A 14550-nucleotide genomic window follows, 5' to 3' on the forward strand; every position below is an offset into this window, starting at 1 on the left:
CGGTTAAGACCCGATCGCCGTCGACGCTATTGGTTCGTCGTCCGCATCCGCCGACGATGCAGCACTAGCCCGATAGAAGGGAACGTCCCACACCGACGGTGGCCGCTCGCCGCAACCGCGGGAGCTCGACCACTCGATGACGGCGATGACTGCCGGTAAACCGCATCACCGCTAGGCCACGGCCTCCGAGGAAGGTGCCCGACAAGTCTCTTCCTGCGATCAGCGGCGCTCTGAAGCGGCCTCATATTGCGGGTGCCTGCACGTGCGATTAAAACTCAGTTATTGCTAGGTCGCCGATCAGTCGTCAAGAAAAGCGAAAGAGCCTCAGATGCCCGTCATGACGGGATCTGAGGCTCTTCTCGTTGGCGGTACCGGTGGGATTTGAACCCACGGTGGACGCAAGCCCACACATGTTTTCGAGACATGCTCCTTCGGCCGCTCGGACACGGTACCGGGGTCGAGTGTACGCGACGGCCGGAAGTCGCGCCAATCGAGCGGACGGGCCGCCGTCAGGCGGGGAGGAGGAAGCCGAGCACGCGGTCCCACTCCGGGATCGCGAGCAGGTGGCCGCGTCCGGGCACGACCTCGAGGCGGGAGTCGGGCAGCCGGGCGGCGTACCACTCGGCGTGGCGGCGGCCGGCGACCGCGTCCTCGGCGCCGTAGAGGAGGAGCGCGGGCGGCTCGGCGGACTCGACGGCGAAGCCCCACTCCTGCACGCCGTAGCCGATGAGGTCGGCGGCCATGCCGAGGGCGCCCTGGGCGGCGGCGCGCTCGAGCATGCGCGAGAGGCGCTCGCGGACTTCGGGGGTCTCGAGCACCGCGGTGTCGGCGTCGCCGGAGCCGAGCATCCCGAGCAGGGCGTCCGGGGCGGGGGTCGGGCCGAAGGCGCCCTCGAGGGTGCGGGTGAGCGAGCGGACGGCCTCGTCGAGCGGGAGGTCGGCCAGGCGGGCGAGCTCGGCGCGGTTCTCGTCGCCGACCCACGGCACGGCGCTGTCGGGAGCGGGCGTGCCGATCAGGGCGACGCGCTCCACGAGGCCGGGGTAGTTCGCGGCGAGCGCGAGGGCCACGCGGCCTCCCGCCGACCAGCCGGCGACGCTGACGGAGGCGATGCCGACGGTCGCGAGGTACTCGGCGATGTCGGCGGCGGCCTGCTCGGGGCTGGCTCCGACGCCCGCTCCGGCGGGGTCGAGGTCGGTCAGAAGGGAGGAGGCGCCGTAGCCCGGGCGGTCGAACGAGAGCAGGCGCACCCCGTGGCGCGCGGTCGCCTCCGGGTCGGGGTCGAGGTCCGAGGAGCCGGGAGCAGGATGCGCCAGGACGACGACCCGCTCGGCGCCCTCGGGGCCGGACCAGCTGACTCCGAGCGGGCGGCCGGACTTGAGGACGTGCACTGTCGAGGGCATGTCCCCCAGTCTCCCGCAGACGTCCGACGCCGACGGGGCGGCGCTCGGGGCGGCGTCGTCTTCCGTGGCGCGATCCTCCGCCTCCGCTCCCCCGCGACGACGCTCCTCCATAAACGGCTTCCACGAGACCTCTCCCCCGGCCTGGCGCGCCCCGCTCGCGGCGTCGGTGGTGGACTGTACTGTCGAAGACACGTTCGAACGAGCGGCTGTGTCGGGGGTCCCCCGTAGCGTCGCGCTCGTCCCCCTCCTCCGCCCCGAAAGGACCTCATGGCCTCCTCGAAGACGCGCACCGCCCCGTACCGCTGCTCGGAGTGCGGATGGACGACCGCGAAGTGGGTCGGCCGCTGCGGCGAGTGCCAGCAGTGGGGCTCCGTGATCGAGAGCACCGAGCGCACCGGCCTCGTCCGCGCGGTCGCCGCTGTGGCTCCGGCCGCCGGCCGCATCGCGCGGCCCATCACCGAGATCGAGACCACGTCGGCGGCGCACCGCCCCACCGGCGTGGGCGAGCTCGACCGCGTGCTCGGCGGCGGGATCGTCTCCGGTGCGGTCGTGCTGCTCTCGGGAGAGCCCGGCGTGGGCAAGTCGACCCTCCTGCTCGAGGTCGCGAGCCGCGCCGCGGCCGAGGGCCAGCGGGTCCTCTACGTCAGCGCGGAGGAGTCGGCCGCGCAGGTGCGCATGCGGGCCGAGCGCACCGGCGCGATGCACGACAGCCTCTTCCTCGCGGCCGAGACCGACCTCGCCACCGTGCTCGGCCAGATCGACGAGGTCCGGCCGGACCTGCTCATCGTCGACTCGGTGCAGACGGTCGCGAGCGACACCGTCGACGGCCTGCCCGGCGGTCCCAGCCAGGTCCGCGAGGTCGCCGCGACCCTCATCCGCGTCTGCAAGGAGCGGGCGCTCCCCCTCGTGCTCGTCGGACACGTCACGAAGGACGGCTCCATCGCGGGGCCGCGCCTGCTCGAGCACCTGGTCGACGTGGTCTGCCACTTCGAGGGCGACCGGCAGACGGCGCTGCGCTTCGTCCGCTCGCTCAAGAACCGCTTCGGCCCGACGGACGAGGTCGGCTGCTTCGAGATGACCGCCGAGGGCATCGCCGAGATCCCCGACCCGAGCGGTCTGTTCCTCAGCCGCACCCGCTTCCCCACCCCGGGCATCTGCGTCACGGTCGCGATGGAGGGACGCCGCGCGCTCCCCGTCGAGATCCAGGCGCTCGTGATCGCGAACGACGGCGAGCACCCCCGCCGCGTCACGAACGGAGTCGACGCGTCCCGGGTCGCGATGATCCTCGCGGTCCTCGAGCGGCAGGCGGGCATCCCCCTGCGGCGCTGCGACGTCTACGTGTCGACCGTCGGCGGCGTGAAGCTCATGGAGCCGGCGGCGGACCTGGCGATCGCGGTCGCCATCGCCTCCGCCCACGCCTACACGCCGCTGCGGCCCGGGATCGCCGCGTTCGGCGAGATCAGCCTCTCGGGAGACATCCGGCCCGCCTCAGGAGCGAAGCAGCGCGCCTCCGAAGCGACACGACTCGGGCACTCCTCGCACCTCGACTCCAGCGCCTTCACCCTCTCAAGCGCGATCACCCACGCGCTCGTCCCCGTTCCCGAGCGCATCCGTCCGGAGCGGGTCCCCACGCACTGACGGCCGCGTCCCCGGCACGCTGCACAGGCGCCCGTCCACCGCTCGGAGCCGCGGGTGCCCCCGTCCACCGCATCGTCGAGCATCGACACCGGAGGCGAACACCGGCTCCGTGGGCACTTCCCGACGGCTCCCCGCGACCACCGCACGCGTCCGATCCGCCGCGGCCGCCCGTCGCAGCCTGCCCCTAGACGCCGCCTCCGCCGCCGCCTCCGCCGCCCCCGCCCGAGCTGCCGCCACCGCCCGCGCCGCCGCTCGAGGAGCTCGACGAGGATCCGACGTAGCTCGACGTCGACGACGAGAACGAGGACACGCTGCCGGCGAAGGCCGCCGCGTGGAAGCCGTTCGGTCCGGAGTACCAGACCGGCTCCTCGCCGGTGCGCTCGTAGGCCGACGCGAGCTCCGCCGACCACTCCTTCTCGAGACCGAAGAGCACGGCCCACGGCAGCAGGCGCTCCGTCACCTCGACCACCTCGACCGGTCCGACCGTGCGCCGGTCCGCCCCGCGGGGCGACTGCAGCATCGCGATCCGGTCGGCCTCGGCCAGGCGGATGTACAGCTCGAGCCCGCGCAGATGGTCGCGCAACTCAGCCCCCGCGGGCGTCAGCGGCACCCTCGAGACCAGGATCGTCCCCACGACGCCCGCGACGATCGCGACGAGCATCAGCACGAGCGGGAGCGCTCCGCCGAAGGAGCGGGTCATCAGGAGGATCGCGCCCAGGAAGGCGGCCATGACACCCAGCAGCAGCGGGACGATCACGAGCACGCTGCCGCCGATCGTCCCGGCCTTCTTCAGTCCCGCCTCGGTCACCCGGTTGCCCAGCGCGGTCTGGAACTGTCCGACGGCCTTGCCGAACTCCTTGTCCTTGCCCGAGAGCTCACGCACCGTCCCCGGCGCCCGGCCGAGGGCGATGTCGAGGAACTCGCGGTCGTCGGAGGCGAGGGGCCGCGGGCGTCCCGCGCGTCGCGTCGGCGTCGTCGCTGGGTCGAGCACCCGCACGGCGTACTCCTGCTTCCGCCCCTCCCCCGTCTCCTCGATGCGCACGAGACCGCGGACGGCGGCGTCCAGGAGTCCGGCCGCGGGGGCCTTCGACGTCTTCCGCAGCAGCGCGGCGGAGAGGAACAGCCCCTCCGCGGGCGGGTCGTACTCGGCGACGACGGTCGGGCGGCCGGGAGCGTCGCGGAGCACGGTCCGGCGGCGGTGCACGGCGAGCGCGAGGCCGATCAGGACCGCGGCGAGGCCGCCCAGCTGCACCCAGGACCAGCCGGAGGCGAGGTAGCGGTCGTCGCGCGGCGTGAAGGTCCCGGGAGCGAAGCCGATCGCCACGGTCACGTTCTCCCCCGGAGCCAGCGACTCCCCCGCTGCCGTGACGACCGCGCCGTCGCGGCCGATCGGGCAGGGCGTCGTCGAGCCCTCCGGTCCCCGGTAGCAGCTGACGGTCCCCGTCGCGGCGGAGGCCAGCGACCCGGCGAGCTCGACGCGCACGTCGTAGCGGTCGAAGGACTGGCGCCAGCCCGTGCCGTTGACGTCCCAGTAGAACTCGTCCTCGCCGCTGCGCGTGCCGGATCCAGGGAGGGTCGTGTTGTGCTGCGTGTAGGTGAAGACGTAGGTCTGGCTGCCGCTGACGAACTCGTCCGCCGCGCTGGTGACCAGGAGGAAGCCGTCCTCGCGCTCGGAGTCGACCGGCCGCGCCGCCCCGTCGCCGTCGGTGACGGACACCAGGTCGACGTCGGTCGGGTGCCCCTCGTAGTCGAGCGGGATCGCGCGCTGCATGCCGCGGTTCTGCGACGGCGGGAACTCGGCGACGAAGGTCTCGACAGTCGTCAGCGTCGAGCGGCCCTCCTCGTCGCGGTCGAGGCGGAAGTCGGCCGAGTACTCCGAGAACCGGAAGCCGTCCACATCCGCGCGCACGACACCCGCGACGGGCTGCGGAGCCGCCACGGCCTGCGCCGCCGCCCCGCCGACCAGCAGCGGAACCGCGAGGGCCACGGCCGCCGCGCGCCGCGCGACCACCCCCGCCCGGCCGGTCGAGGCGGACAGGATCGTGCCGAGCAGCCCCCACATGCCTGCGATGCTACGCGCCGACGCACGCCCGGCACGTCCCCCGGGCGGACTACTGGAGCAGGAACTGCGTGGGCGAGCCCGAGGGGATGCCGGCGACCGACACCGACAGGTTGTAGGCGGCGCCGCCCGCCTCGACCGCCTCGCGTCCGCCGGAGCAGGTGTCGGCGGAGGAGCGGGTGCGGTCCCACGTCAGCGCGCTGCCCATCACCGAGCGGCCCGCCTGGAGGAGCACCGGCAGATCGGCCGCGCCGGTCTGGCAGTCCGTGGAGGTCCAGATCTGCTCGGAGCCGCTCGTGATCGTGAAGACCTGCTTGCTCGTGCCCGCGTCGATCACGCAGTCGGTGCTCGAGATGTTGGCCAGCGAGAGCGAGAGCTGCGGATCCTCGCCGGGCGCGTAGCTCGTGGCGTCCGTGACCGCGGTGACGGCGACGGAGTCGGCCGAGCAGGCGGGTGCGGCGCCGGGCGTCGCACCGGGCGAGGTGGTCGGGTAGAGCGTCGGCAGCACGACGGTCGGCGTGGGGCTCGACGCGGCGTCGGAGCCGGTCATCCGCGGGAGCAGCGACAGCACCACCGCCAGGCCCGCGACGATGACGACCAGCGCGAGCAGCACTCCGGCGCGGCGTCGCCGGTAGACCCGGGAGGGCAGGCGGCGGGGCGGCGGAGTCACCGGGACAGGCTACGACGTGGCGGCGGTCAGAGCGTCTTCAGCATGCGGGTGTTGCCGAGCGTGTTCGGCTTCACCCGGGCGAGGTCGAGGAACTCGGCGACTCCCTCGTCGGGAGAGCGGAGCAGCTCGGCGTAGACCTCGGGGTCGACGACCTTCTCGCCGATCGGCTCGAAGCCGTGGCGGGTGAAGAAGTCGACCTCGAAGGTGAGGCAGAACAGGCGCTTCAGGCCGAGCTCGCGCGCGTCGTTCTCGAGGCGCTCCAGGATGTGGTGGCCCACACCCCTCCCGAGCCAGTCCTGCGCGACCGCGAGGGTGCGCACCTCCGCGATGTCGTCCCACATCACATGCAGCGCACCGCAGCCGATCGCCGTCCCATGGCCGTCCTCGGCGATGCGGAACTCCTGCACGGCGCCGTAGAGCACCACGCGGTCCTTGCCCAGGAGGATGCGCTCGTTCACGAGCGGCTCGCTCAGCTCCTGGATGAAGGGGACATCGCTCGTGCGCGCGCGGCGCACCGGGTACTTCCAATCGGCCATTCGACAAGCCTAGGCCGCACAGGGCGCGGGATCCTGCGAGCAGGCGCCCACCCCCCCGGACGACGACGTGCCCGCCCCCTCGCGAGAGGGGACGGGCACGGGGTCGTTCGGCAGCCTGCTACGACATCAGGTCGGGCGTCGCCGGGCCGGCCGTGGCCGCTCCGGTGGACGCGCCGGCGCTGATCGAGATCAGACGCGGGGTCGTGGTGAAGACGAACCTGTTCTCGGCGAAGTCCACGTGGATGTGGTCTCCGGCGCCGAGCTCGCCGTGCAGGATCCGCTCGGACAGCTGGTCCTCGATCTCGCGCTGGATCGCGCGGCGCAGGGGGCGCGCACCGAGGGCCGGGTCGAACCCGACCTCGATCAGGCGCTCCTTGGCCGGCTGCGTCAGCTCCACCGTCATGTCGCGGTCGAGCAGGCGGTCGCCCAGGCGCTTGATGAAGAGGTCGACGATCTGGAGCAGCTCGGGCTTCGACAGCTGCGGGAAGACGATGACGTCGTCCACGCGGTTGAGGAACTCGGGCTTGAAGTGCTTCTTGAGCTCCTCGTTCACCTTGCCGCGCATGCGGTCGTAGCCGGTGGCGTTGTCGCCCTCGATCTGGAACCCGACGGGACCACCGGCGATGTCACGAGCACCGAGGTTGGTGGTCATGATGATGACGGTGTTCTTGAAGTCGACGACACGGCCCTGGCCGTCGGTCAGTCGACCCTCCTCCAGGATCTGGAGGAGCGAGTTGAAGATGTCCGGGTGCGCCTTCTCGATCTCGTCGAAGAGGACCACGCTGAACGGCTTGCGGCGCACCTTCTCGGTGAGCTGGCCGCCCTCCTCGAAGCCGACGAACCCGGGAGGGGCGCCGAACAGCCGCGAGACGGTGTGCTTCTCGCCGTACTCCGACATGTCGAGCGAGATCATCGCGTTCTCGTCGTCGAAGAGGAACTCGGCGAGCGCCTTGGCCAGCTCGGTCTTCCCGACGCCCGTGGGGCCGGCGAAGATGAACGAGCCCGAGGGGCGCTTGGGGTCCTTGAGGCCCGCGCGGGTGCGGCGGATCGTCCGCGAGAGTGCCGCGATGGCCTCCTCCTGGCCGATGACGCGCTGGTGCAGGGCCTTCTCCATGAAGACGAGCCGCGAGGACTCCTCCTCCGTGAGCTTGAAGACCGGGATGCCCGTCGCCTGGGCGAGGACCTCGGCGATCAGGCCCTCGTCGACCACGCCGGTGGCCTTGACGTCGCCCGACTTCCACTGCTTCTCGAGGCGCAGGCGCTCACCGAGCAGCTGCTTCTCCTCGTCGCGGAGCGACGCGGCCTTCTCGAAGTCCTGGTCCTCGATCGCGGCCTCCTTGGCGGAGCGGACAACGGCGATGCGGTCGTCGAAGTCGCGCAGCTCCGGCGGCGCCGAGAGGATCGAGAGGCGCAGGCGTGCGCCGGCCTCGTCGATCAGGTCGATCGCCTTGTCGGGGAGGAAGCGGTCGCTGATGTAGCGGTCGGCCAGATTGGCCGCCGAGACGATCGCGCCGTCGGTGATGGACACCTTGTGGTGCGCCTCGTAGCGGTCGCGCAGGCCCTTGAGGATGTTGATCGTGTGGGGCAGCGACGGCTCCGCGACCTGGATCGGCTGGAAGCGGCGCTCGAGAGCGGCGTCCTTCTCGAAGTGCTTGCGGTACTCGTCGAGCGTGGTCGCGCCGATGGTCTGCAGCTCGCCGCGGGCGAGCAGCGGCTTGAGGATCGAGGCGGCGTCGATCGCGCCCTCAGCGGCCCCTGCGCCGACGAGGGTGTGGATCTCGTCGATGAAGGTGATGATGTCGCCGCGGGTGCGGATCTCCTTCGTGACCTTCTTGAGGCGCTCCTCGAAGTCACCGCGGTAGCGGGATCCGGCGATGAGCGACCCGAGGTCGAGCGTGTAGAGCTGCTTGTCCTTCAGCGTCTCGGGCACGTCGCCGCGCACGATCGCCTGGGCGAGGCCCTCGACGACGGCGGTCTTGCCGACGCCGGGCTCGCCGATCAGGACGGGGTTGTTCTTGGAGCGGCGGGAGAGGATCTGCATGACCCGCTCGATCTCCTTCTCGCGCCCGATGACCGGGTCGAGCTTGTTGTCGCGCGCCGCCTGGGTGAGGTTGCGGCCGAACTGGTCGAGGATCTGCGATCCCCCCTGAGGCTGCTGCTGCTCACCGCCCACGGCGACCTGCTCCTTGCCCTGGTAGCCGGAGAGCAGCTGGATGACCTGCTGGCGCACGCGGTTCAGGTCGGCACCGAGCTTGACCAGCACCTGAGCGGCGACGCCCTCGCCCTCGCGGATGAGGCCGAGCAGGATGTGCTCGGTCCCGATGTAGTTGTGGCCGAGCTGCAGCGCTTCGCGCAGGGACAGCTCGAGGACCTTCTTCGCCCGAGGCGTGAAGGGGATGTGGCCGGTCGGCTGCTGCTGCCCCTGGCCGATGATGTCCTGCACCTGCTCGCGCACAGCGTCGAGCGAGATCCCGAGGGACTCGAGCGCCTTGGCGGCCACTCCCTCGCCCTCGTGGATCAGGCCGAGCAGGATGTGCTCCGTGCCGATGTAGTTGTGATTGAGCATCTTGGCCTCTTCCTGGGCCAGGACGACGACGCGCCGCGCGCGATCGGTGAATCTCTCGAACATGCTGTCACTCCCTACAGAACCCGCAGGGGTGGGCTCCGATACGTCGACTGTAACCAGCGCTCCCCCCGGTGAGCAGGCCTGTTCGCCCTGGGCGTGCACGCGATCCGGAGGGGTGCGGGCGGCGGTCCCGTTCACCGGTCCATGCGAAGGCATACACTTCCCGCATGAGCAACCTGGAGGAGCATCCCGACGAGCTCCCCGTCGCCGCGGAGCCGGTCCCTCGCGAGTCCGGCGCGGTCGAGATCCTGGAGGCGCGACTCGTCCCGCTCGGCGGTCCGCGCGCGATCGAGGTGCGCCGCACCCTCCCCCAGCGCTCGCGCTCGACGATCGGCGCATGGTGCTTCGCCGACCACTACGGCCCGGTGCGGCTCGGCGAGGAGGCCGGGATGGACGTCCCGCCGCACCCGCACACCGGCCTGCAGACCGTGAGCTGGCTCTTCGAGGGCGAGATCGAGCACCGCGACAGCGTCGGCAGCCTCGCCGTGGTGCGCCCGGGCGAGCTCAACCTGATGACGGCCGGACGCGGCATCTCGCACTCGGAGGTCTCGACCGGGGGCGCGCCCGTCCTGCACGGGGTGCAGCTCTGGGTCGCGCTGCCCGAGGAGGCGCGGCTCGTCGATCCGTTCTTCGAGCACCACCGCGGCGTGCCCGTGGATCTGCCCGGCGCGCTGGTGCGCGTCTTCGTCGGAGGGATGCTGGGCGCGTCGGTGCCCGCGAGCACCTTCACTCCGCTGGTCGCCGCCCAGATCGACCTCGAGCCGGGCGCCCGGGTCGAGCTGCCGGTCGAGGAGTCGTGGGAGTACGGCGTGCTCGTCGACGCCGGCCCCGTGGCGGTCGAGGGCGCGGACGTCCCGCGCTCGGACCTCGCCTACCTGGCGCCCGGCCGCTCGCACCTGGTGCTGACGGCCGGGGACGCGGGAGCCCGCGTGGTGCTGCTCGGCGGCGAGCCGTTCGCCGAGGAGCTGGTGATGTGGTGGAACTTCGTCGGCCGCAGCCACGACGACGTGGCGGCCGCCCGCGAGCGCTGGCAGTCCGACGTGATCGCCGGGGCGGATCCCGCGGGACCGTTCGGCACCGTCGACGGGTACGGCGGACGCGCGCTCCCCGCGCCCGTGCTGCCGACCGTGCGCCTCAAGCCGCGCCGCCGGGCCTGAGCCGAGACCGTCAGGCCGAGGCGCTCCGAGGCGGGGCCCACGACTCGGGAGCGCGGGAGTCGCGATGATCCCGCTCGACCACCGCGACTCCCGCGCTCTCACCGGCGCGTCAGGACGCGTCCGACTCCTTCTTCGCGGCGGCCTTCGCTGCTGCCTCGCGGTCGGTGGCCTCGGCCGTCTCGCGGAAGGCGCGGCGAGGATCCTGCAGCGCGCTCATCGGCGAGAGGTCGCGCGGAGTGACGGCGTCGACGAGCCAGCCCGTGATGATCCGCCACTTGCGATCCAGGGTCGGCATCGCCGCTCCGTGGTAGGCGCGGTGGGCGAGCCAGGCGGGGAGGCCGCGCAGCTTCACGCCCTTGATCAGGCCGGCGCCCTTGCCGATGCCGTACTCGGCGACGGTCCCGACGGAGGCGTGGCGGTACTCCTCCACGGTGCCTCCGGTGAGGTCGGCGATGATGTTGCGCGCCAGGAGCTTGGCCTGCCGGACCGCGTTCTGCGCGTTCGGCGGGTAGTACGCGGGCTGCTTCTCACTGGTGAGGTCCGGCACCTGCGCGCCGTCGCCGGCCGCCCAGGCGCCGCCCACCGGCTCGCCGTCCTCGCGGATGACCCGCAGGCGCGCATCCGCCATGACGTGGCCCTTCGGCCCGCGGGGCGCGTCGGTCGCGTCGAGGATCGGGTTCGGCTTCACGCCGGCGGTCCACACGATCGTGGCCGTCGGGATGCGCTCGCCCGAGGAGAGCTCCACGACGCCGTCCTCGCAGGAGGGCATCGTCGTCTTCAGGTGCACGTGCACGCCGCGCGAGCGGAGGTGGTCGAGCGTCCACTTCGAGAGCTCGGGACCGACCTCGGGGGCGACCCGGTCCAGCGCCTCGACGAGGTGCCAGGTCACGTCGCCCATCGAGAGGGAGGGCTGTGCGGCGAGGGTCTTGCGGCTGAGGTCGAGCAGCTCGCTCAGCGCCTCGACGCCGGTGTAGCCGCCGCCGACGAAGACGAAGGTGAGCAGGCGCCGGCGCTCGGCGGGATCGGTGGTGAGCGCCGCCTTCGCGATGTTCTCGATGACGCGGTCGCGCAGGTGCGCCGCCTCCTCCACCGTCTTGAAGCCGATGCCGTGCTCGGCGAGGCCCGGCGTGGGGAACGTGCGGGTGACGGCTCCGAGCGCGAAGACGACCTGGTCGAACTCGATCGTGCGGGTGGAGCCGTCCATCGCGGCGACGGTGGCGCTGCGCTCGGCGAGGCTCACGCCGGTGATCGCGCCGCGGATCACGCGGGTGCGCTTGAGCGCGGAGACCAGCGGCACCGTGACGTGGCGCGGCTGGACGTGGCCGCCGGCGACCTCGGGCAGCAGCGGCTGGTAGGTCATGTAGGGGTTCGGCTCGACGACGGTGACGTCGATCGGCGCCTCCCCCCGTCTCTTCTCGAGGCCCCAGGCCGTGTACAGGCCGACGTAGCCGCCGCCGAGGATGAGGATGCGCGTCGTACGGGATGCCGTCATGTCCGTTCCCTTCTCGAACCCGGCGCCGGGCAGGCGGAACCGGATGGTGCTGAGGACGCTCCGACGCTACGCGGGGCGCGGCGGCCCGCACAGGGACTTGCGCGACGAGTCGGGGCCGCGCATCCTCCGCCTGCGGGCGGACGGGAGCCGCGCTACTGCAGTGCCGAGGTGAGCCGCGCCAGGTTGTCGAGCAGGGTCGAGCGGAGCGGCTGCTGCCGCCACTCGCGGAGGGTCAGCTCGCGGGAGTGCTCGCGGTAGTCCTGCTGCACCTGGCGCAGGTCCTCGACGAACTCCGAGCCGCGCACCATGAGCGAGACCTCGAGGTTGAGCGTGAAGGAGCGCATGTCCATGTTGCTCGAGCCGATCACGGCGACGTCGTCGTCGATCGTGAAGTGCTTCGCGTGCAGGATGGTCGGCTTGCGGTACATCCAGATGCGCACGCCCGCGGTCAGCAGCGTCTCGTAGTACGAGCGCTGGGCGTGGTAGACCACGGCCTGGTCGCCGATCTCGGAGACGAAGAGCTCCACGTGCACGCCCCGCCGGGTCGCCGTGGTGATCGCGTAGAGCATCGCCTCGTCGGGCACGAAGTACGGGCTGGTGATGATGATCGACTTCTGCGCCGAGTAGAGCAGCGTCAGGAACAGGCGCAGGTTGTTCTCGCCCTCGAACCCCGGCCCGCTCGGCACCACCTGGCAGTCGATCGTGTCGCGCTGCTGCAGCGCCTCCATCGGCTCCGACTCCCGCAGGAGCAGCTCGTCGGTCTCGCTGTACCAGTCGGTGATGAAGATGGCGTTGATGCCCTGCACCACCGGCCCCTCGAGGCGCACCATCAGGTCGTGCCAGTGCAGGCCGCGGCGGATGTTGCCGCGCTTGTTGTAGCTGGAGTCGACGACGTTCTGCGAGCCCATGAAGGCCGCGTTGCCGTCGACGATCAGCAGCTTGCGGTGGTTGCGCAGGTCCGGCCGCTGGTACTGCCCGCGCCACGGCCGCACGGGGAGCATGTACGACCACGAGGCGCCCGCCCGCTCGAGGGCGCGCAGCCGGCGGTGGGTGCCGCTGTAGTAGCCGGGCACGCGGATCGACGCGATGTGGTCGAGGAGGATCCGCACCCGCACCCCGCGCGCCACCGCGCGGTCGAGCGCGTCGAAGAAGGGCGCGGTGGTCGAGTCGGCGGCGAGGATGTAGAACTCGCAGTGCACGTAGCGGCGGGCGCGGTCGATCTCGGCGGCCATCGCGCGGATGGTCTGCTCGTAGTCGCCCTGGAGGCGCGCGTCGTTCCCGCCGACCAGCGGCATGGCGCCGAGGTTGCGGTTGAGGGTGACCACCGACTCCAGCCACTGCGGCCACGGGTGCTCCCGGGCGACGCGGTCGATGCCGTCGGTCGACTCCAGGATGAACCGGTTGATCTCCTGCTGCTTCCGGCGGCGCTTGCGCGGCAGCCGGTAGCTCCCGATGAAGAGGAACAGCAGGATGCCGACGTACGGGATGAGGAAGATCGCCATCAGCCAGGCGAGGCCGGTGGTCGGACGACGGTTCCGCGGCACGACGATCACGGCGATCACGCGGACCACGAGCTCGACGACCACGGCCGCGATCGGGAGGATCACGGCCCAGTCGGGTGCGGGCACCGCGCCTCCTCGTTCGTCGTGCGGAGCCGCTCAGCGGGCGCGGGAGGCACCCGCGCGGCGGCGGTGGTCAGGAGGCGTCGCGGGGAGGCAGGCCGCGGCGCTCGCGCTCGCGGGCCTCGATGCGGTCGTACGCGCGGCGCTCGTTGCGGTCCGAGCGGATGAGGGCGCGCATCACGAACCAGAAGATGGCTCCGACCGTGATCGTCGGCACGAGGGCCCACAGCCCCTGGTTCCACAGCTCCCAGTCCATGCGGCGATCCTACCCGCGGCACCGGCGCGGGAGCCGTGAGCCCGGAGGCCCGTGCGCCCAGCGGCCTTCGCGGGCGCTGGGCGCTACTGGCTCTCGACCGACTTGTTCAGCGCCGCGGCATCGGAGTTGAGGCCCTCCAGCTCCGAGCGCAGGCCGTCGTACACAGCGATGTCCGCGTCGATGGCGGCGCGGGTGGCGTCGACGGCCTGGCTGCGGGCGAGCAGATCGGCGCGCTCCGTCTCGAACTCGGCCGTCGATCCGAAGTCGCCGCTGTCGGCGCGCGAGTTGAAGTCGTCGATCTCGACGTTGAGCGCGTCGTACTCGGCGTTGTTCGCGTCGACCCGCGCCGTGAGGTCCGCGTACATCGTCTCGATCCGGGAGACCAGGTCCTCGATGCGGTTCTCGAGATCGGTGAAGACCGCCTCGTAGCGGGCGTTCAGGCCCACGACGACGGAGCGGTCGTCGAAGAACTCGGCGTAGTGCGCCTCGAGCGCCGGCGGCAGGTCGGCCACCTCGGTCCCCAGGATCGAGTGCAGCTCGTTGACGCGCTCGCCGAGGCCGCCGGTGCGGTACAGCTCGAGGCGCTCGGCGATCGTGCCGTCCTGAGGGAGGGTCTCGTACGCGGCCTCGAGCTCGTCGCCCAGCTCGGCCTGCTCCTCCGCGTCGAGCCGCACCCACGCGGCGTGCAGCATCTCGTGCGCCGCCGTCACGTCGCGGATCCCGTCGAGGTCGGGGTTGGCGACGTCCGAGATGTAGATGCTGGTGCCGGTGTAGCAGCCGAGGACGATGTCGTCGGAGGCGCCGTAGCCGCAGAGGTCGTTGAAGCCGGCGGTCGGCTCGACCGACGGGCTCGACGCGTAGTAGAGGGCGCGGCCGCGGTCGGACATGGCGGTCCGCTCCGCGAAGCCGGCGATCGTGGGGTCGGGCGTGAACGCCTCGGCCGCCCGCCGGTCGGCCAGCGCGGTGCCGACGTCGCCGGAGGAGGTGAGGACGCTCGCGGCGACCGCGGTCCCCACTCCGAACTGCGCGATCGTGAGGACGCCCGCCGCGACGGCCGCGACGATGCTCGATGCCCTGACCATGTCTCCCCCTCG

At 71.9% G+C, this 14550-nt stretch carries 11 protein-coding genes and 1 tRNA gene; 2 read left to right on the forward strand and 10 right to left on the reverse strand.

The annotated features are described in order from the left end of the window. Window positions 1-363: 363 nt before the first annotated feature. Together C5C39_RS05905 and C5C39_RS05910 are read right to left on the reverse strand one after the other, a co-directional pair. Window positions 364-453, reverse strand: a tRNA-Ser gene (locus tag C5C39_RS05905). Between the two features lie 56 nt (window positions 454-509). Continuing rightward, the gene (locus C5C39_RS05910; protein ID WP_181136329.1) at window positions 510-1400 is read right to left on the reverse strand and encodes an alpha/beta fold hydrolase; all 891 of its coding nucleotides are present in this window, start codon (window positions 1398-1400) and stop codon (window positions 510-512) included. Between the two features lie 267 nt (window positions 1401-1667). Here C5C39_RS05910 and radA point away from each other — a divergent pair, with 267 nt between their 5' ends. Continuing rightward, a complete protein-coding gene (gene radA, locus C5C39_RS05915) occupies window positions 1668-3038 on the forward strand; it encodes a DNA repair protein RadA (RefSeq protein WP_104224086.1) in 1371 nt (456 codons plus the stop codon). A gap of 184 nt (window positions 3039-3222) precedes the next feature. On the opposite strand, the gene C5C39_RS17435 is transcribed toward radA, so the two are convergent. The 4 genes from C5C39_RS17435 to C5C39_RS05935 all read right to left on the reverse strand — a co-directional run bounded on the left by C5C39_RS17435 (window position 3223) and on the right by C5C39_RS05935 (window position 8932). After that, the gene (locus C5C39_RS17435) at window positions 3223-5100 is read right to left on the reverse strand and encodes a DUF2207 domain-containing protein (protein WP_181136330.1); all 1878 of its coding nucleotides are present in this window, start codon (window positions 5098-5100) and stop codon (window positions 3223-3225) included. Between the two features lie 49 nt (window positions 5101-5149). After that, complete coding sequence (locus C5C39_RS05925; RefSeq protein ID WP_104224088.1) at window positions 5150-5767, reverse strand: hypothetical protein; 618 nt, start codon at window positions 5765-5767, stop codon at window positions 5150-5152. A gap of 26 nt (window positions 5768-5793) precedes the next feature. Further along, entirely contained in the window at window positions 5794-6303 is a 510-nt protein-coding gene (locus C5C39_RS05930; protein WP_104234293.1) for an amino-acid N-acetyltransferase, read from the reverse strand. A gap of 118 nt (window positions 6304-6421) precedes the next feature. Next, on the reverse strand, window positions 6422-8932 hold the full coding sequence (locus C5C39_RS05935; protein WP_104226003.1) for an ATP-dependent Clp protease ATP-binding subunit: 2511 nt from the start codon (window positions 8930-8932) through the stop codon (window positions 6422-6424). Window positions 8933-9096: 164 nt separating this feature from the next. On the opposite strand from C5C39_RS05935, the gene C5C39_RS05940 reads away from it, so the two are divergent. After that, a complete protein-coding gene (locus C5C39_RS05940) occupies window positions 9097-10086 on the forward strand; it encodes a pirin family protein (protein WP_104352885.1) in 990 nt (329 codons plus the stop codon). A gap of 109 nt (window positions 10087-10195) precedes the next feature. Here C5C39_RS05940 and C5C39_RS05945 read toward each other — a convergent pair whose 3' ends face one another. From C5C39_RS05945 to C5C39_RS05960, 4 genes are all read right to left on the reverse strand, one after another. Then, window positions 10196-11578 (reverse strand): NAD(P)/FAD-dependent oxidoreductase, encoded by a 1383-nt coding sequence (locus C5C39_RS05945; RefSeq protein ID WP_104272976.1) that lies wholly within the window; start codon window positions 11576-11578, stop codon window positions 10196-10198. Between the two features lie 152 nt (window positions 11579-11730). Beyond that, window positions 11731-13206, reverse strand: coding sequence for a cardiolipin synthase (gene cls, locus C5C39_RS05950; RefSeq protein ID WP_104224093.1), 1476 nt, complete (start codon window positions 13204-13206; stop codon window positions 11731-11733). A gap of 67 nt (window positions 13207-13273) precedes the next feature. Continuing rightward, a complete protein-coding gene (locus C5C39_RS05955; protein ID WP_104224094.1) occupies window positions 13274-13456 on the reverse strand; it encodes a hypothetical protein in 183 nt (60 codons plus the stop codon). A gap of 83 nt (window positions 13457-13539) precedes the next feature. Further along, window positions 13540-14538: a hypothetical protein gene (locus C5C39_RS05960; protein ID WP_104255539.1), complete on the reverse strand. Its 999-nt coding sequence runs from the start codon at window positions 14536-14538 to the stop codon at window positions 13540-13542. Window positions 14539-14550 lie beyond the last annotated feature (12 nt).

It is taken from the genome of Rathayibacter sp. AY1F3, assembly GCF_002931975.1.
Classification (GTDB): domain Bacteria; phylum Actinomycetota; class Actinomycetes; order Actinomycetales; family Microbacteriaceae; genus Rathayibacter.

Coding starts and splice junctions, on each gene's coding strand:
- C5C39_RS05910 (WP_181136329.1), bottom strand. CDS start 1,400: ATGCCCTCGACAGTGCACGTCCTCAAGTCCGGCCGCCCGCTCGGAGTC.
- radA (WP_104224086.1), top strand. CDS start 1,668: ATGGCCTCCTCGAAGACGCGCACCGCCCCGTACCGCTGCTCGGAGTGC.
- C5C39_RS17435 (WP_181136330.1), bottom strand. CDS start 5,100: ATGTGGGGGCTGCTCGGCACGATCCTGTCCGCCTCGACCGGCCGGGCG.
- C5C39_RS05930 (WP_104234293.1), bottom strand. CDS start 6,303: ATGGCCGATTGGAAGTACCCGGTGCGCCGCGCGCGCACGAGCGATGTC.
- C5C39_RS05935 (WP_104226003.1), bottom strand. CDS start 8,932: ATGTTCGAGAGATTCACCGATCGCGCGCGGCGCGTCGTCGTCCTGGCC.
- C5C39_RS05940 (WP_104352885.1), top strand. CDS start 9,097: ATGAGCAACCTGGAGGAGCATCCCGACGAGCTCCCCGTCGCCGCGGAG.
- C5C39_RS05945 (WP_104272976.1), bottom strand. CDS start 11,578: ATGACGGCATCCCGTACGACGCGCATCCTCATCCTCGGCGGCGGCTAC.
- C5C39_RS05955 (WP_104224094.1), bottom strand. CDS start 13,456: ATGGACTGGGAGCTGTGGAACCAGGGGCTGTGGGCCCTCGTGCCGACG.
- C5C39_RS05960 (WP_104255539.1), bottom strand. CDS start 14,538: ATGGTCAGGGCATCGAGCATCGTCGCGGCCGTCGCGGCGGGCGTCCTC.